A 22585-nucleotide genomic window follows, 5' to 3' on the forward strand; every position below is an offset into this window, starting at 1 on the left:
TCAGTCAACTGCGGAACAGTGAAAACGGGTAACGCCAGCGCAGCACACGCCAGATCAATCAAATTGTGCACGGCCTGGGCATCCAGTAGATGTGCACTGGCCCTTTTCTCCAGCCTCGTTTGATTCATCTTCTGCGTTAACATTTAGCCAAAGGCCTTCCGTGATTCGTACTACACTTTACTGTTGATTTGAGTTTTTGCAATCGGTTGCATAAATGAGTTTTCGGCAAGCAGTTTTGTGCGCAAAATATCTAACGCGATTTTTGGCGAAGACGTCGCAGTACAATGACTTACCGATCATGCACTGCCCTGCAGCACATATTTCCATATCCGAGAACGTGCAATTTAAGGCACGTAATGTGCCTGTTTCCGAACTCCGCCACTAACATGGCCAAGCAAACTTTTGGCTCAGGAAGTACCGATTAAAGGATGTTAAAACGCTCTCGGATTTTCTGGTCCTGCTCCGCGCTTAGATAGGTTGGATGATGGTTCTTCAGGACAGAACGTGCCTCATCTCGGGCAACTGCCCATGCATCCTTGGCCCCTTTTTCGGCCCATGTTCGTGGCTCGTCACGGTCGGCAAAAGTAGGATAGAAACAGTCGCGTTCCATCGCGGCATAGGTATGGCGGCCACCCAAAAAATGACCGTCCCCCAACACCGCGTCAAAGATCGCTTCATACCCAAGGTTGTCATCTGTCACCTCAATACCGCGCAAGGCGCTGTACGTGAGGGAATGCATTTCATTGTCCAAAATGAATGCCTCAAAACTGACACCCAACAGGGATGCTGTCATTCCCGAACTCTCATAAATCAGATTCCCACCCGCCAAAGCCGCCGCAAGCGAGGTGATACCTTTTTCCATTCCGTATTGCGCATCGATAGCCTTCGCATCGGTCATCGAACAGGCGACACCTGACGGTAAACCCAGCCAATTGGATAGCTGTGCGGACGCCGCATTTAAAACAGCCGTTTCTCCGCTCCCGCCAGAAAATGACCCTGTTCGCAGATCGACCACTAACGGCCAGTTGGAAAACACCATTGGAAATCCGGGCCGTATCGCGTGAACCATCAAAAGGCTTGCGAGCGTTTCAGCCAAGGATTGCGCCAAAAACCCCGCCAAAGTTGCCGGTGCGGTCGCCCCAGCTTGAGCCGCAGTGATGCAGGAAATGGGAATATTGTGTTTGATGCATTCGTAAACCACATCAACCGCATCTTCACCGTAGCGCATCGGAGAAATGAGCGGGCTGATGTGCGCTTTCATAAACGGACGTTTGGAAAATTCGCCTGAGCCGCCAGCCGCAATGTCCAACATCTCTACAATCGGTTCGACATGTTCTGCGATGGTAAAGGCCGTCGCGGTCGGCTTTGTCGTGTTTTTCAGCAAGGCATAAACCGTATTGACGTCTAAATCGTAATTGTCGGGAACGTCCGTCGCGATGCAACACCGCGTATACCAGCTGACGTTCGCCAATGTGTCTTGCAAGCGCGTAAAGTTGTGCAAATCCTCAAGGGTGGATGGCCGGTAGGTCCCGCTGTCCATATCAAGCGTCTGAACCCCGGCGCCCCCAGTTCCAAAGTAGACGCGGTTGCCACCAACAGTGATCGATCTCGCCTCGTCGCGCCCGTGCAAAACAAATGTTTTGGCCGCTTGATCAATTGCGCGCTCAACCAGCGCAGGCGAAAATAAAACCCGACCTGCCCCGTTATCCACAGCACCAATAGCCAGAAGGTCCTTGTGCAATCGTGCAGGGACTTCTCCGATGCCTAGGTTTTCAAGAAGGCTCAAAGATGTGTCATAGATCTTACGAAGGTCATCTTCTGTTAGCGGTTTATACGCTCCGCCAACTTGGCCAGGTGGGCATGGATCAACCGCTGGTTTTGCGGCACGTTGTTCCAAGCGTTCCTTACGTCCACCCCGTTTAACGGATCGCTTGGCCATGTTCATTCCTACCCCTGAGACATTCACAAATTAGACAGTGCAATCGAAAGTGAACACAATCGGTAAGTGATTAATTCGAAATATAGGGAGCTAAAATTCGATAAGTTCAAACTTATCGCACGCCATGTTGCACCTCATGGCTTTGGCGCTAAATAAAAGAAAATCTTGGAGGTATACCCATGAAATCGCGCACAAAAGTTGTTGTCATTGGCGGCGGCATCGCTGGTTGTTCAACGCTCTATCACCTTACGCAAGAGGGGTGGAGTGATGTTGTTCTGGTCGAACGCAACGAACTGACAAGCGGGACAACGTGGCATTCAGCGGCTCAAGTCACCAATTTCGGAATGAACCAAACGATGGTGGGCCTGAAGACACATTCAATCAATCTCTATCAAGAACTTGCAAATGATCCTGACTATCCGATCAATTACCATCACGGCGACGGCGGCATTCGGCTCGCCAATACCGAAGAACAGATGCAAGCGTATCGCCATTTTTCTTCTATGGCCCGTGGCATGGATGTGGATTTCGAAGTTATCGATGCGGCCGAATGTGCCCGCCGTCATCCGCTTATTGCAACGGACAACATGATTGGTGGGCTTTGGGACCCGATGGATGGCGACATTGACCCTGCCCAGCTGTGCCAAGCACTGGCGCGGCGCGCACGAAATGCGGGCGCCGAAGTCTACCGCAACACGCCAGTCACCGCGCTTACCCAGCACAAAGACGACACATGGACTGTCCACACCGAACACGGCGATATCGATTGTGATATTGTGGTGAATGCCTGCGGATACCGCGTCAATGAGGTTGGCGCGATGATGGGCGTTCATCACCCTGTTAGCTCGATGGAGCACCAATATTTCTTGACCGAAGACATCGCGGCAATCAAGGAAGCGGATCACCGGATGCCATTGCTGCGCTGCCCAATTAGCGACTATTATTGCCGACAAGAAAAGAACGGTTTGCTGATCGGGTTTTACGAACAGGATTGCAAAACATGGGGCATGGACGGGATTGATCCAAATTTCGTAAACGCCTTGTGCCCTGATGATATGGACCGTGTGATGGACGTTTTAGAAGGTGCATTTGCACGGATGCCCGCCCTTGAAGAAGTTGGTGTCCACACTGTAGTGAATGGACCGATCACCTACACAATTGACGGCGCACCGCTGGTTGGTCCGATCCCCAACAAACGAAATGCGTTCTGCATTATCGGCCTGCGTGCAGGTCTGGGTGAGGGCGGCGGCCATGGGTGGTTGTTGGCGCAACAAATTGTGCACGGTGAAGCGGTTTATGACACATGGTGCATCGATCCACGTCGTTTTACCGGACACACAAATGTAGAACTGACTGCCCTGAAAGCGATTGAGGATTACCAAAACGAATTCCGCTTTCATTTCCCACATGAGCACCGCCCAGCGGGCCGCAATGCCAAAACTACACCGCTGACACCCGTCATGGCAGCAGCAGGTGCGGAATTCACGGTCGTCAACGGCTGGGAGCGTGTCGACTACATCAAACCCACCTCTGACTTCCACCCGTCACTCAGCTTTAACTTTGACGAAGCATTTGATGTCGTTGCAGCTGAGGTGAAAAATGTCCAAGAAAACGTAGGGCTATGCGAAGTGAACGGCTTTAACCGGTTTGAAATCACCGGATCAGAACGCCACTCATTTCTAGACCGCATGTTCTGTGGCACTGTCACAAAACGGGCTGGTCGTGTGGGCCTTGGATATTTGTTAAATGACCACGGCATGGTCAAAGGCGAAGCCACAATCGCCAACATTCCCGCCAGTGATCGTGGCGGAGACCGCGTCTGGTACGGCTCAGCCGCAGCCAGTGAATTCCACGATATGGATTGGTTACAAAACCATATCCGCGACGGCGAAGATGTCGCAATCCGCTCGCTCACCAATGACCAAACCATCCTTGTTCTTGCAGGCCCCAAGGCGCGCGACGTTTTATCGGCCTGCTCTCGTGGCGATTGGTCCAAGGCCGCATTCCCGTGGTTGTCAGTGCGCGAGTGTTTCATCGGGTTTTCGCCTGCAACCGTGATGGGCGTTAGCTTTTCAGGTGAATTGGCGTATGAAATCCACATTCCAAATGCATCGCTGTACGCTGCATATCTGGCGCTGCGCGATGCAGGAAACGCCCATGGGCTAAAACTGTTTGGCGCACGCGCCGTTGACGCCATGCGCATGGAAAAAGGGTTCCTGCATTGGAAAGCTGATCTGTTGACCGAGTTCGATCCGTTTGAGACCGGACTTGATCGTTTTGTGAAGATCGACAAGGGTGATTTCATCGGCAAGCCTGCGCTTGTTGCCCGCCAAGCGGCTCGCCCGCGCAAAAAGCTGGTGACCCTCAAGATCGATGCGACCCACGCTCCCGCACATGGCGGCGGATCTTTGATGCAGGGGGACAACGTTGTTGGCACAATCACTTCAGGTGACTGGGGGCATCGCGTTGGCATGAACCTTGCCTATGCTTTTGTTAACCCGGAACTAGCCGAAATCGGTACGAAGATGCTGCTTGATCTTTGCGGTGATCTTGTTGGTGCCCAAGTCATAACGCCTTCACCGTATGACCCCAGCTATGACCGTATGCGCAGTTAAATTCTGGTTGATGCAGCCACGCCTATTCGATGAGAGTTAAACTATCTTTGAGCCACGGAGTGCTTTTGTGCAGTGGCTCAAGGACGTGTTGCGTGATGAGATCACGCATCTGATTATCCACAAGATCAAGGATAGATCGGGAGCAATCCGGCGTTGAAACAATCGCGAGGGTGCGCGAAAAACTCTTTCCTGGAAATCGGTGCATTGTCAGGGCCTTCTCAAATCGCCGCGCGCGGGAAAACAAAAGTGGGGTCGTGATGGTCCACCCCGTGCCAGCCGCAACCATCGCCATAAGCGTTTGATTGTTCCCACATTCAAATTTGTGTGCAGTCGACACCCCAAGGCGGCGCAACTGAGCCTCAATCTGACGCGCGATGATAAGATTGTTTGAAAACCGCAGAAACGGTAATTTTGTCCGCCCTTCGACGACATTAGCCAGCGAAAATTCATTTTTGGACGGTAACACAACAACAAAAGGATCCCGCAAAAGCGGCCTATCTTGCAGGTCGCGCAAACGTTCGGTTGGGCTTGCTGTTACGCCAATATCCAACTGACGGTTACGCAACATTTCAATGACGGTATGGCTGGAATCGGTGTGATACAGAAAATCACATTGCGGCAAATGGGCTGACAGAAACACAGCCAGTTCAGGGATAATATCGCTGTCAAAATCCTCGATTGTTCCAACCCTCAGATAGCTGGCTTCAGCTAGGTTCCCAGCAGAGGCTTCCGCTTTGGCCTTCCGAATGGAATGCAACGCGCCCTCAATATTCCTTAAGAAGGCCTGCCCTTTAGGTGTCAAAGTCATCGGACGCCGGTTGTGATTAAAGAGCGCTACGCCCAAATTATCTTCAAGGTTTTTCAAGTGATGGGATACTGTGCTGATTGACAGTCCAGTTTCGTCTGAAACAGCTTGCAATGACCCTTTCTGAGCACAAATCTGGAACAGCTCCAGCCACTTCAGGTTGAGGTCCTTGCGAGATGATGGCTGAGGCATGTGATTGATCCCTTATTATTTCGAAATTAGCATAGCTAGTTTACGAAAAACATGAATTTAAGATCGGTCCGTAATGCATTTTGGAGCATGAGAACGTTGGTCTAGGCCCCTGCCCGGCCTTTCTGTGAGATACCCGCAAGGGTTCCGCACCGAAAAAATATCCATGCTGGAGCGTATTCTAACATAAAAATTTTAGACTAACGTGATCGATAATAACGTTCATATTTATGTTATTATCCAACAACAAAGACGACAACCAACTCACCGATCGATTGCGCGATTACCTGCAATCGACCCTCCATCTGCGCCTAGATCTCAAGCCATGGAAAGGCAGTTCCGACCTTCCCCTTTCCCTTGCTCGCGGGTTTGAGTTTCGGCAGGCTCATATCTTTTCAATCCCTTGTATCTTCGCCTTCGTGTCCGAAGACGCCCCAGTAACCCCATCAGAATTGGCAAAACGTCAGGACAGGATCAAACGTGGTGCAGCCGAAGTTGTGATCTTTGTGTTTGAACACATGTCAGCCTATGTCCGTGCCCGCATGATTGAAAAAGGCATTGCCTTCATCGTTGTTGAAAACCAACTCTACATTCCAGACTTGGCGCTGGATTTACGAGAGTATTTCCGCACCCGTGCGCCTTTATCATCTTCCAGCCTGTCACCAGCGGCCCAAGCCGTGCTGTTTCGTCACCTCCTCAAGATTGATCACAAAATCTGGACCCCAAGCGGACTTGCCAAAGAGTTAGGTTATTCGGCCATGACCGTTGGCCGCGCCTTTGAGGAGCTCTCGGCCAACGGGTTGGCAAAGGTGATACCCGATGGGCGAAGCAAGCTACTCAAGTTTAACGAAAGCCCTGAAGAGATATTTAAAACCGCGCATCCCATGTTGCGATCACCTGTAAAATCGACACACTTCTTTCAGGCCAAGCGCATGCCAAAAGGGTTCCAGAGCACCACATTGCCTGTGCAATTCCCATATGGTGGTGAGATGGCTCTTTCAGAGCAATCAGTGCTCAACCCGCCACAAAACCCACACTTTGCAGTTGGCCCCACGAATTGGAAAATCCTGCAAGCTGGCGACTATGGCATCGAAGTCATCTATCAAGACTAGGCCGATTACGGCGTCGATGTTTGGCGATATGACCCAGACATCATTACAGGTGAGAACACAGCTGATCCCCTGTCCCTCTACATGCAATTTCAAAACCATGCAGATGAGCGCGTCGTGGGTGCAACCCTACACCTGATGGAGAATTTTCAGTGGTTCCGGGCATAGACAAACTTCGCGAACATTTTTTCAGGCCATGAAGCGAATTTATGCCCTAATTGGTGGCACAGCATGCTCGCTCATTTTCGATGAAGTCGGCGTCGATTTTCGCGCGATCCGCGAGATCGGCGGAATCCAAATCTTAGATGAAAGACTGCTAATCCCGTTCAAGGCCAGAGCATTTGTTGATCTGACCAAGCGTCGTAAAAACGGCGAAACCGTCAAGGGGGATGACATTAAGAAACACCGGAATGATGTGTTTCGGCTTATGCCACTGTTGACGGCCTTCGATAAAATCGATGTCTCTCGTTCCCCCAGCATCTGCCGTCTAACGCGCGCCATGGCGTCGTAACACAGGATTAAGGCTGAGCCTAAAGCGCCATTTAGAGCTTATTCGTACTGCGCCTTGCCTGTGTCACACCGCACCACTGAGGAGTGTTATCACCTCTTTCAGGTCAGCATCGTTGATCTCTCCGTCAAGCTGAATCACTACGCCCTGCCCTTTTCGTGTCCATCCTATCTTGGTCCCACGCGGTGTCTCAACGGTTTGGGTTTGCGCCTTGGGTCTACCACCACGATCTTTGTCACCTGCCTGAGGTTTCGCGGCGAAACCGTCTAGAACGCGTTCAACCACAGCCCATTCTTCGGATGGGTCGGCTGGTATGGCCGAAGCCAAAGCTTCGCGTAGCGCATCCCCTGCCCCACTTCTCAGCCCAGCCGCAATCGCAAGCCCCTGTTTCTCCTTCAACGCCAACGGAAAACCCAGCACGTCCCCCAACCGTTCAAACACCACTGCAAAAGAGCGGATTTTGGAACGCTTCGCCTTGGAGGCAAATGCAAATAGCTTGGCTGTTGCTTCTTCTACATCGCGGTATACGCCATGTTGCGCGGCCAGAACGGCGATACGTCCGCGTTCGAAATGGGTCAGGTCAGAGCGGATTTCGTTTTCCTCGACCATCGCTTCCATACTCGCCGCTGAAGATGCAGCTGGACGTATAAGCGCCTCAACAACGCCTGCTGCCTGTCCCGGCTGGCCGCGCAGCTCGCTTACTGCGCGAAAACGACGATACCCTGAGATCAACCCATAGCGCGCACGCCCATCTACAGGCTCCAGCTCGCAAACTTCGATTGGCATTCGCAGCCCGTTTGCAAGGATCGCTGCCTTAAGTTCGGCAAAATCTTCGGGGTTCAAATCCATTCGGTCACGGGTAAGAACTGTCGCATCCACCGCGTCAATTGGGATCAGTCGCGCAACCAGCCCTTGGGCCTCGACCGCGCGAAATTTATCCAATTCAGCCAGTTTGGCGCGCGTTGCTGGATCAACGACATTCATATTCATAGCGTTCTCCGCTGCCACTTGGGCAATCGGCGCCATCCCCGGATTTGGAGAGGTTTCGCGGCGAAACTCTTCTTCGATCTTGTTGAGGTCTTCGGCACTAGGCGCGGTGAGCTTACGACGTTTAGCCATTGGTTATTACTCCTCTGCTACCGGATCGTTCGTTGCATTCATTTGCTGGTCCCGCCACCAACACCCTAGAATAATTTCTTTGACCTCACTCCATGTGCGGTCAAACGTCTCACGCCCACGCACATAGGTATCTCGGTTAAACTCACGGTAGTCCGCTTCGTAAATCCCGCTGACCTGTTCACCCGCTTGGCCCACCATAGCGGTGAAATCTTGTCGGTAGGTGGTCATGAAGTCTCCGAAATAGGCCTGCACCACATTTGCAAGATCGGTCTGTTGAGCGGGATCAAAACGGGTGATTAACGCACGCACCGCGTCCCATTCAAACCTGACTTCCTCCAGACCAGCACCCGCACGCGACATGTTTTCACCGTCCTCAATGCTTGCAAATGTTGAATAGAGCATGTCAAAAAACCGCCCCGTTGAATCAAACTCAAGAAAGGAAGCGCCAAGAGGCACCAGCAAAATATCGGCTGCGGCCAGCGCATTGATCGTCAGATACCCAAGGGCAGGGGGCGTATCCAGGAAGACCAAGTCATATTTATCTAGCAGTTCCTCATCCTCAAGAAAGCCGCCCAAAGCATCCCATAGCGGCCAAGAACGCAACTGCATGCGCCACACAGGTACCTGAAATTCGGCCCAGTATAGGTTCAGTTGTGCGCCAATCAGGTCGATGTTGGGCCAATGGGTTTTCTGGATCACATCATCTGCGTTGATCTCGGTTGCGGCCTGTAGGGTTTCGTCCAAAGGTTTCGTGGCGAAACCACCCGCTGCAAGAACGCTATTTTCTGCCGCCAAATGGCCCGCAAAATGTTTGGCAATCAATGGAAACGCGGTTTGCCATTCATCAGCGACTTTGCCCCCCATGATAGAGGTCATTGATCCCTGGCTATCCAGATCAATCACCAAAACCTTGTAGCCATCCAAGGCTGCGCTCATCGCGAGATGTGCGCAGGTTGACGTTTTTCCAACACCGCCTTTGAAGTTCGCCACAGCAATAACTTTGGCGGGCAGTCCTTCGGGACGGTAGGGCAAATATTCACGGTCAGCAGCGCCTTCTGCGGCGAAATGCTGACGTAACTGTAGGACCTCTTCTAGAGTGAACCACTTTGATCCCCCTTCACCTGACCCTTGGGGCAGATCGGGGTTTTGTTTAAGGACACGTCTGAAGTGGGCAGCTGCTAGAGGGATCAGGTATTTGCAGATCTCCCATGTGGAAAACTTGCGCAGGTGCTTTTTCCCGTCCGGAGAATGACCGCGCCGTGCCAGATCATCCCGACCCTTGGCCGCGAAACTAGCGGCTTTTGCAAACCGAGTCGTTGTGACAGGATCAGCCAACCGGCTTGCTGCTTCCTTGGGATCAATATTGTAGTACGGGGGAAGGGGGGTATCCTTGCTCGCCATCTGTCTACCTCGATATGTTCGTTGTTTGCTGCAATATCACAGAAACTAGCCGATATCACCATCCCTTCGTCACAGTTTCGCGGCGAAACCAAATAACAGCGAAAAAAGACAGCACATAGTTTATTATCTTTATGTATCTTTAAGGACTTCCACTAGAATTAATGCCATTGATTACAAGCAACTGGGTGTGTTTGAGGACCCAAAAGCAGGAGCAAGGGCACCAAGATACAGGCACAAGGGGACCCAGATACGGGGTAAAGGACTCCGATTCGCGGGAATAAGGGAACCCTAATACAGGTAGAGCCTATTATTGCCGGATTAGAGCCTGTTTGCATCCACGGCAATGAGCAACCCTTTCACACGTTCCCGTATCTGGGTTCCTTTAGGTGTTGATGGCGCGGGCCTGCCTTCCCTGATTAGGGGACCCGTGCAAGGCTTTACTGTAGGTTCCTTTTGGAGTAACTTGCAAGAAAAAGAGCAGACTATGAAAGCAGTTGAAAATATCCAATTGAGCGGCGCCTTGCGGCGGCCATCGGTGAAAAAGAATGTCGCGGCAATTCATGTCTCTGGCAAGTTGACGCTGTTGCAACGCAAATTGTCCAATGTTTTGCTGCTCAATGCGTATGATACGCTGATCTCTCGCAGCACGCACCGCATTGACGCGCGGACGCTGTGTATGATGATCGGCTACAATTCCAACGATACAGAATCGCTTAAGGCCTCGCTGCGTGGATTGGCGGAAACGGTGGCCGAATGGGATATGCTGGATGAAAAGGGGCGACAGGAATGGGGTGTCTCGGCGCTGCTGTCTTTTGCCAAGCTAAAGGCTGGCGTGTGCGAATACGCCTATTCCCCTGCGCTGGCCGAAAAGCTGCACGACCCCAAGGTATTTGCTCTGATCAATCTCGATATCCAGCGACAGTTCACAGGCGGCCATGCGCTGGCGCTTTATGAAAACTGCTTTCGGTTTATCGGGACAGGATCAACGGGTTGGTGGGCGTTGGAAACATTTCGCCGGCTGATGGGGGTCGATGGGTCGGAGTATTACGAGAGCTACAAACATCTTAACGCCAAGATCATCAAGCCAGCGGTCGCCGAGGTGAACAAAGTGTCTGACATCACGATCACGCCCGAGATCCGCAAAGAGGGCAGGGCGGTTAGCCATATTCGCCTCCTGATCAAGAGAAACCCGCAGCTGTCTATTTTGGATATTGATGACGGGGCAGGGCTGCGCAAGGGCAACGTCTATGCGAAGCTCCGCGCGCTGGGGGTCAGTGACCGGCTGGCGCGACAGTGGCTCACTGAACACGGCGAAGATTACGTGAATGATAAACTGACCTATGTGTCAGGACGCGGTGAAGTGAAAAGCCCTGTCAGTTATCTGCGGCGCGCCATTGATGAGGATTTCACAACAGCAGCGGAAAAGGCGGCAGTGCCCGAGACCGGACGTGCCAAGCAACTTAAGGCGGTTCAGGATGCTGTTGCATCCCGGTCCCCTACACGACGAGATGCGGACCGTGCGCTGTTTCGCAGTCGCCTTTCTGATCCGGTGTTGGTGGATGATTTTGATCGCCATGGGTGGATGTCGGCACTCAACAGCAAGGCTATCTTTGCTTTTTGGGAAGATGTTGAACCAGGAATTTTTGACACGGATGAGTAGCCGCTACAGCTGCTCAGGTTTCGCGACCCAGCGGCTACCTGTCCTTGAAAAACCGTATTAGCACTAGGGCAGGGGGCACCGTAAACTTAACTATCTCAGCTATGTAGGTCTGCGATCTTCGGGCTTAAGCCGCTACACCTTGAGCGATTTCGCGGCAGGTTTGCGTCGCCAGTGATCTCATTTCGTGCCGAGGAAGCAGGAACAAGTCGGCGATCGGATCGTGGGTTGAAAGAAATCGCTGCGAGTGAGCTGGTGATTTGAACCACTTCATCACCCTTTCTCTTTTCTGCGTTGGCTGGTGAGAATTCTCGGCCCGATTATTCGGCCCCTTGTGCGATCGGTGTTCGACACCGGACATAACTTCTCGCTTTGCAACTCCGTATGAACGCAATTTATCGGCTCACTCCCGGATTGTCTGATGCGAAACGATTATGCCGCGTTCGGCGAGCAGATCCTCGACCATGCGCAGGCTGAGTGGAATTCCGAAATACAGCCAAACCGCTTGAGCAATCACATCTGGTGGAAAACGATGGCAGTGGTAAAGCGAAGGAGGGCTGGATGTGGTCATGCTGCCACATCGCATCTCTACGAGACCGGTGCATTGAGTTTACAGTGCCCCGTCAGGGGGCAAACCTCGACACTAATTTGCAGACTGGTCACCGCACTCATTCATGCACATACGCTATTGATTGAGAGCTTATTCATATTGGATGGCTTGGTTAGCATCTGTTAATCTGCTCCAAACAGAAAGACCAATTGGAGCATAATCATGAAGTGTAAGACCTCATTACTTTCCGCCGCAGCGTTTGCTGCATTCGCGTTAACCGCAGGTACGGCTGGTGCGGCTGATCTTACAATTTCGTTGTGGGGCGGTGGCTATGGCGAACGGTTTACAAATAACTATGTAAAGCCATTCGAAGAGGCGCATGGTGTTGAAATTGCAATTGATGGTGGGCGGTCGTCTGAACGTTTGAGCAAACTGATTGCCACAAAGGGTCGTGGGGTCGATCTGATTTTCCTCTCTGATTTCCAGATGTATGAAGCATATTCACGCAACCTTATCTCAAATGTGACTGTTGAGAACGTACCGAACCGCGCCAACTTGCGTGATTTTGCCAAAGACCCAATGGGCGGCGATTCATGCCCTGCGTTTGTGGTTCTTGGTGCTGGTTTGGCCTATAATACGGACGAATTTGGGGATACTCCGCCAACGTCGTGGAGTGATATTTTAAGGGATGATCTGGCTGGCAAAGCTGGATACCCCGATATTGGTATTTCTTACGCGACACTTTTGGCTATTCAAATGTCAGAGCTGAACGGTGGCGACATTACGAACATTGCTGCGGGCTTTGATGCCTTGCACGCCTCTCGCGACAACTTGCAGTTTTTCGCTTCGCGTGAAGTTCTTGAGAGTGTTGTGCGGGGGGATGTTTCGCTTGCGCCACAGCTGAATATCTTTGTGAAAAAAGAAGACGGCGTTCCAATGGATTTTGCTTGGCCTGATGAGGGTGGTTTGGGCGTCTTGAACCTGATGTGCGCAGTTCAAGGCAGCAAAAACACAGAGCTGGCCGAAAAGTTCATGAACTACATGCTGTCTGATGAAGTGCAGAACCGTCTTCTGAATGAATCCGGTGAAACACCTGTTTCCGCCAATGTTGATATGTCCGGTGCCGCAGAAATGCCGCGCAACGTCCTGACCCTTGAGGAAATGGATAACCTGAACTTTTGGGATATGAAAACCATCGCAGAATCCAAGGCTGATTGGGTTGAGTTGTGGCAGGAAACTGTAATCGCGAACTAAGAACCTCCCTGAACTGAGGCGGTGTCAGATCCTTCTGCATCGCCTTACTTTTCCTGATTGGATGTGGATTATGTCTTCTGTTGAGGTCCGAAACCTTATTAAAAAATACGGCGAATTCACTGCCGTGAATGACGCAAGTTTCATGGCCGAGTCTGGAAGCTTGATCAGTATTCTGGGCCCAAGTGGCTGCGGCAAAACCACAACATTACGCGCGATTGCAGGGTTTGAAGATGTGACCAGCGGTGACATATTGCTGGATGGTCGATCGCTGGCAAATACGCCTTCATGGCGTCGCAACATTGGTATCGTTTTTCAATCATACGCGCTTTTTCCATTTATGACTGTCGGCGATAACGTCGGGTACGGCCTTAAGATGCGGAAGGTTCCTAAAGATGAAATCTCGCGTAAGGTAGATGATGCGCTGAAACGCGTTGGCTTGCCGGACAGCCGCAGCAAATACCCGCGCCAGCTTAGTGGTGGTCAGCGTCAACGGGTTGCATTGGCGCGTGCTTTGATCATTGAGCCCGATGTCATGTTGCTAGATGAACCTCTTTCCGCATTGGACGCCAAATTGCGCGATGAAATGCGGTTTGAGCTTAAGCGTATCCAGCGGCAATCTGGTGTCACGACCTTGCTGGTGACGCACGACCAAGAAGAGGCGTTCACGCTGTCTGACCAGATCGTTGTGATGAACAACGCCGTCGTCAAACAGGTCGGCAGCCCACGTGAAATCTGGGATCACCCCAACAGCGCCTTTGTCGCAGATTTCATCGGGGTCGAGAACATTTTGCCAGCGGTACGAACTGACAATGGTGTTCGCCTGGCGGGATCCGAATTTAAGACCGACATCGCGGGGAAGGGGCCAAGCCAGATGATGGCAGGTTTCCGCAGTGGGGATTTGCAATTGGTCAACAGCGAGGCTGATGCGTCGGACAACCAAATTACCGGAGAAATCATTGGCGAAGCCTACACAGGTGAATCCAACGTCTATCAGGTTCAAACTGGACTAGGCTCTGAGCCGATCATTTTAAAAACTGAAAAGGAACAGAAGCTGACAGGCAATGTTAAATTGCATCTGCCGCCAGCAAAAATTCTGATTTTGGAGCAGGATTAAGCCATGTTGTCCGCAAGACAAAAAGATTGGGCCTTATCGCTTCCGGCTTTCACAATCGTCACAATCTTGGCGGTTATCCCAGCAATGATGCTATTTGTCTCGGCGTTTTCGTCGCCGGATATTGAAGGCTTTACGCTGGCGAATTTTGAAAAGCTCTGGAACAGCAAACTTGCGATGCAAGCTTTTTGGCGGACCATTCGAGTGTCTATTAGTGTCACCCTGATCACCATCATATTGGGCTATCCGCTGGCGATTGGGTTTTTGCGCGCAAATGCACGCCTGCAACCGGTCCTTTTGACGTTGCTGGTTTTTCCCTTGATGGTGTCCGTTGTGGTTCGTGCGTATGGCTGGATTGTTGTGCTTAGCCCTAGCGGTATTTTGAACCAATTTCTCATGGGTATTGGCATTATTTCCGAACCTCTGGAGATCCTTCACACTGAATGGGCTGTGATCCTTGGCGAAAGCCAGTTGTTGTTGCCATACATGGTGTTGTCATTGGTCGCGAGCCTGCAAAAAGCAGACACTAACTTGGAAGAAGCGTCCATGAGCCTGGGCGCAAATCCGGTCACGACGTTCTTTCGGATTGTCATACCTGTCAGTGTTCCGGGTCTTTTGACAGGTACGCTATTGGTCTTTGCACTAGCGCTTACAGCCTTCGCAACGCCGCTCTTGTTGGGCGGAGGGCGAACACCGCTGTTGACCACACTGATCTATACATTCGCCTTCACCACCTTTGATTGGTCCGCCGCCGCCGCTGTTGGTCTGGTGCTCATCGTTTTGGCACTTAGCTTTGTTGCGCTACAGCGCTGGGTCGGAAAAAAGGTGCTTAAATCCTATGAATAAATCATCCCAAAATCGGGCACGTGTCGAAGACGTGCTGTTGATTGCTGGCAAATCGCTTTCGGTGGCCATGATGGTCTTTGGCTTTTTATTCCTGCTTGGACCAATCTTGGTTGTTGTGATTTCGTCGTTCACGTCGGCCTCTTACTTAACGTTCCCCCCAACAGAATTTTCTATGCGGTGGTATTGGGAGGTGTTCTCGCTTTCTTGGTTCTCGTCTTCGATCATCACCAGCTTTACCATCGCAATTATATCGACCGCGATTTCCGCTGTGATTGGGATTTTGGTGGCGCGTGCGCTAGCACGCGGTAGCTTTCGGGCAAAGGGTTTTGTCGAACTGATTGTCCTCACCCCGCTGTTGTTGCCGGTGATTGTCTTAGGCTTTGCGTTGTTCAACATTCTTGTGCACTTCGCACTTGAGGGGAACAACTTTATCAACCTAATTGGCGGGCATATCCTGATCACAGTGCCCTTTGTTGTACGGTCGGTTTGGTCCGCGATGGCGGGCACGGACATCTCACTAGAAGAAGCCAGCCTGGGCCTTGGCGCGACGCCCTACAGGACCTTCATGAATGTGGTGTTGCCGATGGCGCGCCCCGGCATCATCTCAGGCGGGATTTTGGCGTTCACCTATTCGTTTAACGATGTGTCGCTGTCCATCTTCTTGACCGGACCAAATGCCACGACCCTACCTGTGCAGATGATGTCCCATATCGAATATTCGGCAGACCCTACACCCGCTGCAATTTCGACCATTATGTTGACGGTTACGCTGATCATTTTCATCATCACAAGCCGGACTGTTGGCTTAAAGATATTCTCTGAGAAGTAGGTTTTCACTTATGTCTGGTACATCAACAACGCCACAAATCCCTGACGCATTCTTTGCAGAAATCCCAAAGGTAGATATACACTGCCACCTGTACGGCACCATTCGAGAAGCGACGCTGAAAGATTTCGTACGCGAGACGGGCGCACCAATGAGCGAAGCAAGCGTGGCCGAATTTTACGTGCGTGGAGAGAAGCCCAAAGGCGTCTTGCATGCGTTTCGTTTCATGGAAGAATTCATTTTCGGCAGTACGGATCGACTGTACCGCCTCACCATGGAATGCCTCGAGGATTTAGCCTCGGAGAACGTCCAGTATACAGAATTATTTTGGAACTCGACGGGTACATTGGCCCACCACCCACATTTGACCTTTGCACAAACGCAGGCCGCAATCACCCGCGCGATGGAGGATGCGCAGGCGACGCTAGGGATCAACGCAATGCTGATCCATGCCATCGATCGCCAAGCCAGCGTTGAGGATGCAGTGACCCTGATGGAACGTGTATTGGCGCATCGAGATGATCGCGCAATCGGCCTGGGAATAGACTATCTCGAAACCGGACATCCGCCAGAAGGGTTTTGGAAAGCTTACCAAATGGCCCGTGAGGCAGGTCTAAAGACGACCGCCCATGCGGGGGAATTTGGATGTCATTGGCGCAATGTGGAAACGTCTCTTGATCTGTTGCAGGTGGACCGCTTGGATCACTGTTATACGATGTTAGAGAACGAAACACTGCTGCAATCGTGTATCGAGCGGGGAATGATCGTGACTGTTGTGCCGACAAATTCCTACTATATGCGCACGCTTGATCAATCCGAATGGGCCGAGAAACACCCGATCCGCCAGATGGCGCGTAAGGGTCTAAAGATTCACCCGAACACAGATGATCCCACATTCCACAACGTGTCTCCTAACCTTGTGTGGAAAATGATGCACGACGCGTTTGGTTACACAGTCGATGACCTACATGGCTTTATGTTGAACGGTCTCGAAGGGGCTTGGATCGACGATGCAACACGCGCACAGATGACTTCGGACTTCACGATTGGGTTCGATGCCGCCGTTGTAAAGCACGGTTTGATCACAGCCTAGAACAACACCGTTAGGGGCATATCATGCAGGACGAAAACTCAACCAGCCTTACCGAAGTCTTTGCTAAATTTGCTTGCGGGTTTCACCTAGAAGATGCGCCTGAAATCATAGTGTCCTATGCGCGGCTCTTATTGCTTGATCTCTTGGGGTGCGCATTGGGTGGTTTGGGAACGCCCGAGCAAAATGCGGCCCTTGCAGCTTGCCAAAGTTTGGACGGCGGCGCAGGTAAGGTCGCGATGTGGGGCACCAGTTTGAAGGGCACTCCGCGTAATGCGGCAATGTTTAACGGGATCATGTCCCACGTTCTTGAGCTGGATGATTTTCTAGGCATCGATCACACGGGGGCCGTTGTGCTGCCCGCTTTGTTTGCAGTTGCAGAACACGAGAACGATTTCGATGAGGGCCGATTTCTGGAGGCGATGATCCTCGGGTACGAAATCGGACGACGGATGCTGGCGGCGGTTATTCAAAACATAACAGTACAGGATGGCACACAACTGGAACATTAGGGGCCTATGCTGCGGCAGTCGCAACAAGCAAGTATCTTGGCCTGACGCAGGCCCAAATGGTCTCGGCCATCGGCTTGTCCGGTAGCGTTGCTGGCGGGACTTGGGCTTTTAGTCGCGATGGGTCCATGAGCAAGCGGTTCAATCCCGGAAATGCAGCGCAAAGCGGAATTACGGCGGCATACTTGGCGCGCGAAGGATTTACCGGACCCCGCTATGTTATTGAGGCTGAATGGGGTGGGTATTTCTCCCTATACGCCTTCAACCATACCTATGATCTGATGACCTTGTTCGCTGACCTTGGCGATGATCTGCGGCTTGGATGGACAGGTATCAAGCCATATGCATGTTGCCGAGGATGCCACAGTGCCATCGATGTCATTCACCAGATGCGATCAGAAAATCAGGTAACCGCTGATAACATTGATGCGGTTTTGGTGACGTGCTCTGCCTCGTAATATCGCCAGTTGGGAAAGGTAGACCCTGCGACAGTCGCCGAGGCCCAGTTGAGCCTGCCATTTGCGATCGCTTTGGCGCTTCAGTTCGATACAATTGGCATTGACCGGTTTACGGACGAGACGATTACGTCCTCTAGGACGCTGGAATTGGCACGTTTGGTGCGCTTTGACGTGAAGGATGATTGGACGCCTGGGGTGGAGCCCGACTTCCTCGTGACCACACGCAATAGCGACCAATTCAAAGGTCATGTTCCAGCGGCCAAAGGGGACCCCAAAAACCCAATGACCACAGAGCAAGTTGTTCTGAAATTCCGACAGTTGGTGTCTGATCGATTGGGTGTAACGGAACAGGACCACCTCATTGCGTTTGGATTATCACATGGCGATCGTTTCAATCTGAGCGATATTTCAGAGATATTGAGCAGGCCACTTTGATAGTGAAAAGCTATCAGAGGGCGAATGTTGACTAGCTTTGGCTTGCTGTTGATCGATCTTTGAGTTGATATGGTGCATATGCAAAACCTCCTTGATTATCTCTCCTCGGAAAATTTCGACGCTCGGCTTAGCCGGCGAAATCTGAGCTATTTCTATACTGCTGCTAAGTTTGGTAACTTTACTGTAGCGGCGAAAAAATGCGGCGTTGCTCAACCGTCACTTAGTCGCGGAATTAAACTGTTAGAAGATGCAATCGATACACCTCTTTTCGAGCGGGTGGGGCGAAACGTTATCATAACTGCGAAAGCAGAAGAGCTATTGCCAAAAGTAGAGCTCTATTTGAACCAATGTATCGATTTCACCACTTTTCTGAGTGCGCGTGGGGCAGGGGCCCCGGCAGAGCTTAAGATCGCCTCTATCTCTAGCCTGACTGCTTATCTGTTGCCGTCTCTGATCAATCAATTCGAGGCGGAAAATGAGAAAATAAAGATAACGTTGTTGGACGGTATCAACCCAGAGATTGTCGCTGCGGTTGACGTTGGTGATGTCGATTTGGGCATCATTAGTACTCAGGAAGATCCAAAACGGTTTTGGTCAAGGGAGTTGTTTCGCGACCAATACTGCTTAGTCGTAAATCAAGACCACCGGTTTCACGCCCGTGAAACTGTTCGATGGGAAGAGCTGAAGCAGGAAGAGCTGGCCGTTTTCAAGGAAGGTTCAAACAGTTACGAGATAATCAACGACGTGTTCCGTGCGATTGGAATGTTCTTTGAGCCCGCCGTACATGTTCGGTTTCGCAATACCCTTATGGGGTTGGTAAAACACCGCGGATTGGCGGCGATACTCCCCAAACTGGTCGTCCAAGAGACAGAGGAAAGCGGTATCCGTGTGATCCCTTTGGTCGACCCGGTAGTTCATCGAACCTACTATCTAGTTGAACGCAAAGATCGTTTCAAAAAAGACGAGACCGATTTTCTTGAAGCCTTTTTGAGGGTTGAACTGAGAGCATTTGAGAAATTGGCACGTGAGAACGAAGTCCCCCCTAGAAACGGATAGTAGTTTCTAGGGGGTAGTATTTGGTCAGTCTTTTAGCTAGATACTAGTCACCATCGGCAATGCCGCTCGCACGAATTCGTGCGCGTCTTGCGCGGTAGCTGGGCAGCACGATCAGGATCGCGGCGATGATCAATAGACCCAGCGTCATGGGGCGTTCCCAGATGAACGAGATACCGTCATACAGCTGCATTGATCGTGCGAAGTTGTTCTCTAGCATGCCGCCCAAAATGAACCCGATCAAAAGGGGAGCCAGTGGATAGTCCGCAAATTTCAAAGCCGTCGCGCAGACCCCGAAGCCGACAAGGATGAGCAGCTCAGTTGCGTTGTTCTGGCCAATGTAGGCCCCCATTAAGGTGAAGAACAAAATGAAAGGGATCAGAAAATTGCGTGGGATCGATAGCACTTTGGCGATGTAGGGTATGAGGGGCAAATTCAGTATGAGAAGCACCAGATTACCGATGAACATCGACATGATGACGGCCCAGAAAATCTGCGGCTCGTCGATCATTAGGCGTGGACCCGGCGAGACGTTCAAAGCAATGAGCGCGCCGAGCAGGATTGCCGTTGTGCCGGAACCCGGGATGCCCAATGTCAAAAGCGGTACGAATGATCCGGTGCAGGCGGCGTTGTTCGCTGTCTCAGGTGCGGCAAGGCCTTTGATAGACCCTTTTCCGAACTCAGCCTGCTCTTCTTTTGTGGCTAGGTTACGTTCAACGGCGTAGCCTAGGAAGCTGGCGATTGTCGCACCAGCACCGGGCAAAACGCCGATAAAGAAACCTTGGATTGATTGGCGGCCGATAACGGGCGCGATGGCCCGCGCCTCTGCGCGTGTGATGCGCAGGTCCTTGATGGCGCCGTCCGCGTTGCCCGGCATTTTGGGTTTCAAGACCAAAAATATTGCCTCGGGCAATGCGAACATCGCCATCGCAAGGGTGATAAAACCAAAACCTGATTGCAGATCCATGATGCCGCCCGTAAAGCGCGGCAAATTGAACAATGCGCCTTCGCCGACAGTGGCCATGATCAAACCAAACACCGTCATGATCATTGCCTTGGCGACTTGGCCAGTCCCCGCGAATGCCGCGATAGCCGAAAGCCCCACAACCATTAGTGCAAAGTACTCTGCAGAGTGGAAAAGTAAGGCCACGGACGAAAGCATCGGTGCGAATATCATCAACAGAATTGCGCCAACCGTTCCGCCAGCAAAGCTGCTGATGGCGGCGATGGTCAATGCTTTTCCCGCCTTGCCCTGCTGGGCCATTGGATAGCCATCAAAACTGGATGCAACTGTTCCTGCAACGCCGGGGGCGTTGAGGAGGATTGAGGAGGTAGAGCCCCCAAATATCGCCCCGTAGTAGACACCAGCAAGCAGGATCAAAGCGGCCGAAGGATCGCCCATTGAAATGGCGATTGGGATCATAATTGCAATAATCGACATTGGGCCAAGGCCCGGCAACATGCCGATAAATGTTCCGATCAAACACCCTGCAATGACCATTGCGAGGTTCTGAAATGACATGGCCGTTTGCAGGCCGATAAGAAGTCCTTCTAGCATATCAACCTCCCAACATGCCGGGCAGTGGGCGCATGTAGATGCCCAAAACCTGTTGCACCAGATACCAAACGATCATCGTCGCAATGAGGGCAACTGATATCATCAGCAGCCACTTGCGTTCGCCCAAGATGAAGGCGCCGAGAAACAGAAAAGCAGTGGTGGAGAAAAGGAAACCGACGGGTCGCAGGCACAGCGCATAGGCAACCATCAGGCCCAGCAGCATAAGCGCCTGACCCAGTTTGTATTCGTGCAGGCGGCGGTAATCGATCTCGGCCTCTTTTGGCTCAGATTTTTCAACACCTGACAGAATGATGAGGCACGCGGCGATACCAAGGAGGGATAGAACCTTAGGAAATGTGCTTGGCCAGATCGGGTTACGTTGCATGAATGGAGCGAGACCCGCGTCCATCGTGAACCATGCCGTGTAGCCATAAACCAGACATATGCCCAATAATATAAGTGCAATCCAACGATCTAACGCCATGCTCTTTTCCTCCCGAAATATAAGTGGCAGAGCGGCGAACCGCCCTGCCATTGTGGTTCCTGTTTACAGGAAGCCTAGTTTTTTCATCAGGTCGCCGATGACTTTTTCTTGGTTCTCAAGGAACGCTTTGAAGTCGTCACCAGAGTTGTGGATATTGACCCAACCATTGCGCTGCCGCACTTCTTCCCATTCAGGAGTGTCGTACATTTTGGCAATCGCATCTTGGTACATCGCGAGTTCGTCCGCAGGTAAACCCGGTGCGCCAAAGAAGCCGCGCCAATTCACAAAGCTCATGTCGATGCCTTGTTCTTTCATGGTCATAACATCGGCCGCTGCGGGCACACGTTCGTCCGCTGTGATGGCAATGATTTTCACTTCGCCCGCATCGGCCAAATCAATCGCTTCTGACAGGCCTGTGGACAGTGCTGCAATTTCACCTGACAGCAGGGCTGCCATGGCTTTGCCGCCTGCGTCATAGGGAATGTATTTAACGCCTAAGGCATCTTTGCCTGCCGCTTCCATCGCCATTGCCGCAACCAGATGGTCCATGCCGCCGGGAACAGAACCGCCGCCAATTGCCGTGCCCGATGGGTCAGCATCATAAGCGGTCAACAAATCAGCCATGGTGCTAACGGAGCTGTCTTTGCCGACAACAATTGCAGCGTAGTCGCCGATTGTGCCTGCAACCAGTGTCAGGTCACGAAAGCTTTGCGGGAAAACACCTGTTAGCGAACGGATCACGATGGGCGTGGAATTGACCATCAAAGTGCCGTGGTTGCTGTCGGCGTTTTCGATCAAGAAACCGATGGCCTTGCCGCCGCCACCGCCTGACATATTTTCATATGACGCGGTGCCTACGAGACCAGAATTTGTGAGCGCTTCACCAGTGCCACGCGCTGTGCCGTCCCATCCGCCGCCAGCGCCGCCGGGGATCAGAAAGTGGATGCTATCCAGAACCTGATGGCCGTCCGCCTGTGCGGTCGAGCCAAAACTTAATGCGGCAAAAGCCGCCGCGATCAGGGACCTGCGGCCCATCTTAAAAGTCGTCATATTATCCTCCCATTTGACA

General features: G+C 51.9%; 20 protein-coding genes and 1 pseudogene. 13 read left to right on the top strand and 8 right to left on the bottom strand.

Annotation, left to right across the window (positions count from 1 at the left end):
* Positions 1–421: 421 nt before the first annotated feature.
* The gene (locus V7775_RS19055; protein ID WP_335753516.1) at positions 422–1939 is read right to left on the bottom strand and encodes a trimethylamine methyltransferase family protein; all 1518 of its coding nucleotides are present in this window, start codon (positions 1937–1939) and stop codon (positions 422–424) included.
* Positions 1940–2118: 179 nt separating this feature from the next.
* Here V7775_RS19055 and V7775_RS19060 point away from each other — a divergent pair, with 179 nt between their 5' ends.
* On the top strand, positions 2119–4554 hold the full coding sequence (locus V7775_RS19060) for a GcvT family protein (protein WP_335753517.1): 2436 nt from the start codon (positions 2119–2121) through the stop codon (positions 4552–4554).
* A gap of 22 nt (positions 4555–4576) precedes the next feature.
* Here V7775_RS19060 and V7775_RS19065 read toward each other — a convergent pair whose 3' ends face one another.
* Positions 4577–5551, bottom strand: a complete 975-nt coding sequence (locus V7775_RS19065; protein ID WP_335753518.1) for a LysR family transcriptional regulator — start codon at positions 5549–5551, stop codon at positions 4577–4579.
* A 227-nt stretch (positions 5552–5778) separates the two neighbouring features.
* On the opposite strand from V7775_RS19065, the gene V7775_RS19070 reads away from it, so the two are divergent.
* The gene (locus V7775_RS19070; RefSeq protein WP_335753519.1) at positions 5779–6660 is read left to right on the top strand and encodes a hypothetical protein; all 882 of its coding nucleotides are present in this window, start codon (positions 5779–5781) and stop codon (positions 6658–6660) included.
* A gap of 193 nt (positions 6661–6853) precedes the next feature.
* Positions 6854–7168 (top strand): hypothetical protein, encoded by a 315-nt coding sequence (locus tag V7775_RS19075; RefSeq protein ID WP_335753520.1) that lies wholly within the window; start codon positions 6854–6856, stop codon positions 7166–7168.
* Between the two features lie 63 nt (positions 7169–7231).
* On the opposite strand, the gene V7775_RS19080 is transcribed toward V7775_RS19075, so the two are convergent.
* Entirely contained in the window at positions 7232–8284 is a 1053-nt protein-coding gene (locus V7775_RS19080) for a ParB/RepB/Spo0J family partition protein (RefSeq protein ID WP_335753521.1), read from the bottom strand.
* A gap of 6 nt (positions 8285–8290) precedes the next feature.
* Entirely contained in the window at positions 8291–9685 is a 1395-nt protein-coding gene (locus tag V7775_RS19085) for an AAA family ATPase (RefSeq protein ID WP_335753522.1), read from the bottom strand.
* Positions 9686–10169: 484 nt separating this feature from the next.
* Between V7775_RS19085 and V7775_RS19090 the strand changes: the two genes are divergently transcribed.
* Entirely contained in the window at positions 10170–11345 is a 1176-nt protein-coding gene (locus tag V7775_RS19090) for a replication initiation protein (protein WP_335753523.1), read from the top strand.
* Between the two features lie 124 nt (positions 11346–11469).
* Here the strand turns inward: V7775_RS19090 and V7775_RS19095 are convergent.
* A pseudogene (locus tag V7775_RS19095) lies at positions 11470–11913 on the bottom strand (DDE-type integrase/transposase/recombinase).
* Between the two features lie 201 nt (positions 11914–12114).
* Between V7775_RS19095 and V7775_RS19100 the strand changes: the two are divergent.
* The 9 genes from V7775_RS19100 to V7775_RS19140 all read left to right on the top strand — a co-directional run bounded on the left by V7775_RS19100 (position 12115) and on the right by V7775_RS19140 (position 19477).
* Positions 12115–13146, top strand: a complete 1032-nt coding sequence (locus V7775_RS19100) for an extracellular solute-binding protein (protein WP_335753524.1) — start codon at positions 12115–12117, stop codon at positions 13144–13146.
* Between the two features lie 70 nt (positions 13147–13216).
* Positions 13217–14260 (top strand): ABC transporter ATP-binding protein, encoded by a 1044-nt coding sequence (locus V7775_RS19105; protein WP_335753525.1) that lies wholly within the window; start codon positions 13217–13219, stop codon positions 14258–14260.
* Between the two features lie 3 nt (positions 14261–14263).
* Entirely contained in the window at positions 14264–15103 is an 840-nt protein-coding gene (locus V7775_RS19110; RefSeq protein WP_335753526.1) for an ABC transporter permease, read from the top strand.
* Complete coding sequence (locus V7775_RS19115; protein ID WP_335753527.1) at positions 15096–15932, top strand: ABC transporter permease; 837 nt, start codon at positions 15096–15098, stop codon at positions 15930–15932. The genes V7775_RS19110 and V7775_RS19115 overlap by 8 nt, the downstream gene beginning before the upstream one ends.
* 10 nt (positions 15933–15942) lie before the next feature.
* On the top strand, positions 15943–17022 hold the full coding sequence (locus V7775_RS19120) for an adenosine deaminase family protein (protein ID WP_335753528.1): 1080 nt from the start codon (positions 15943–15945) through the stop codon (positions 17020–17022).
* Between the two features lie 23 nt (positions 17023–17045).
* The gene (locus V7775_RS19125) at positions 17046–17531 is read left to right on the top strand and encodes an MmgE/PrpD family protein (RefSeq protein WP_335753529.1); all 486 of its coding nucleotides are present in this window, start codon (positions 17046–17048) and stop codon (positions 17529–17531) included.
* The gene (locus tag V7775_RS19130; RefSeq protein ID WP_335753577.1) at positions 17429–17986 is read left to right on the top strand and encodes an MmgE/PrpD family protein; all 558 of its coding nucleotides are present in this window, start codon (positions 17429–17431) and stop codon (positions 17984–17986) included. Before V7775_RS19125 ends, V7775_RS19130 begins: the two co-directional genes overlap by 103 nt.
* A gap of 9 nt (positions 17987–17995) precedes the next feature.
* The gene (locus V7775_RS19135; protein WP_335753530.1) at positions 17996–18421 is read left to right on the top strand and encodes a hypothetical protein; all 426 of its coding nucleotides are present in this window, start codon (positions 17996–17998) and stop codon (positions 18419–18421) included.
* 69 nt (positions 18422–18490) lie between these two features.
* Positions 18491–19477, top strand: a complete 987-nt coding sequence (locus tag V7775_RS19140; protein WP_335753531.1) for a LysR family transcriptional regulator — start codon at positions 18491–18493, stop codon at positions 19475–19477.
* Positions 19478–19520: 43 nt separating this feature from the next.
* Here V7775_RS19140 and V7775_RS19145 read toward each other — a convergent pair whose 3' ends face one another.
* The 3 genes from V7775_RS19145 to V7775_RS19155 all read right to left on the bottom strand — a co-directional run bounded on the left by V7775_RS19145 (position 19521) and on the right by V7775_RS19155 (position 22566).
* The gene (locus tag V7775_RS19145) at positions 19521–21032 is read right to left on the bottom strand and encodes a tripartite tricarboxylate transporter permease (RefSeq protein WP_335753532.1); all 1512 of its coding nucleotides are present in this window, start codon (positions 21030–21032) and stop codon (positions 19521–19523) included.
* 1 nt (position 21033) lies between these two features.
* The gene (locus V7775_RS19150; protein ID WP_335753533.1) at positions 21034–21516 is read right to left on the bottom strand and encodes a tripartite tricarboxylate transporter TctB family protein; all 483 of its coding nucleotides are present in this window, start codon (positions 21514–21516) and stop codon (positions 21034–21036) included.
* A gap of 63 nt (positions 21517–21579) precedes the next feature.
* Positions 21580–22566, bottom strand: a complete 987-nt coding sequence (locus tag V7775_RS19155) for a Bug family tripartite tricarboxylate transporter substrate binding protein (RefSeq protein WP_335753534.1) — start codon at positions 22564–22566, stop codon at positions 21580–21582.
* Positions 22567–22585: the final 19 nt, after the last annotated feature.

The sequence above is a fragment of the Sulfitobacter sp. genome (genome assembly GCF_036960155.1).
GTDB lineage: Bacteria > Pseudomonadota > Alphaproteobacteria > Rhodobacterales > Rhodobacteraceae > Sulfitobacter.

Bases quoted from the DNA above. Each gene is read 5' to 3' on its own strand.
- V7775_RS19110 (WP_335753526.1), top strand. From the start codon at position 14,264: ATGTTGTCCGCAAGACAAAAAGATTGGGCCTTATCGCTTCCGGCTTTC.
- V7775_RS19090 (WP_335753523.1), top strand. From the start codon at position 10,170: ATGAAAGCAGTTGAAAATATCCAATTGAGCGGCGCCTTGCGGCGGCCA.
- V7775_RS19075 (WP_335753520.1), top strand. From the start codon at position 6,854: ATGAAGCGAATTTATGCCCTAATTGGTGGCACAGCATGCTCGCTCATT.
- V7775_RS19080 (WP_335753521.1), bottom strand. From the start codon at position 8,284: ATGGCTAAACGTCGTAAGCTCACCGCGCCTAGTGCCGAAGACCTCAAC.
- V7775_RS19085 (WP_335753522.1), bottom strand. From the start codon at position 9,685: ATGGCGAGCAAGGATACCCCCCTTCCCCCGTACTACAATATTGATCCC.
- V7775_RS19055 (WP_335753516.1), bottom strand. From the start codon at position 1,939: ATGGCCAAGCGATCCGTTAAACGGGGTGGACGTAAGGAACGCTTGGAA.
- V7775_RS19155 (WP_335753534.1), bottom strand. From the start codon at position 22,566: ATGACGACTTTTAAGATGGGCCGCAGGTCCCTGATCGCGGCGGCTTTT.
- V7775_RS19125 (WP_335753529.1), top strand. From the start codon at position 17,046: ATGCAGGACGAAAACTCAACCAGCCTTACCGAAGTCTTTGCTAAATTT.
- V7775_RS19120 (WP_335753528.1), top strand. From the start codon at position 15,943: ATGTCTGGTACATCAACAACGCCACAAATCCCTGACGCATTCTTTGCA.
- V7775_RS19145 (WP_335753532.1), bottom strand. From the start codon at position 21,032: ATGCTAGAAGGACTTCTTATCGGCCTGCAAACGGCCATGTCATTTCAG.
- V7775_RS19150 (WP_335753533.1), bottom strand. From the start codon at position 21,516: ATGGCGTTAGATCGTTGGATTGCACTTATATTATTGGGCATATGTCTG.
- V7775_RS19140 (WP_335753531.1), top strand. From the start codon at position 18,491: ATGGTGCATATGCAAAACCTCCTTGATTATCTCTCCTCGGAAAATTTC.
- V7775_RS19100 (WP_335753524.1), top strand. From the start codon at position 12,115: ATGAAGTGTAAGACCTCATTACTTTCCGCCGCAGCGTTTGCTGCATTC.
- V7775_RS19065 (WP_335753518.1), bottom strand. From the start codon at position 5,551: ATGCCTCAGCCATCATCTCGCAAGGACCTCAACCTGAAGTGGCTGGAG.
- V7775_RS19070 (WP_335753519.1), top strand. From the start codon at position 5,779: ATGTTATTATCCAACAACAAAGACGACAACCAACTCACCGATCGATTG.
- V7775_RS19115 (WP_335753527.1), top strand. From the start codon at position 15,096: ATGAATAAATCATCCCAAAATCGGGCACGTGTCGAAGACGTGCTGTTG.
- V7775_RS19060 (WP_335753517.1), top strand. From the start codon at position 2,119: ATGAAATCGCGCACAAAAGTTGTTGTCATTGGCGGCGGCATCGCTGGT.
- V7775_RS19105 (WP_335753525.1), top strand. From the start codon at position 13,217: ATGTCTTCTGTTGAGGTCCGAAACCTTATTAAAAAATACGGCGAATTC.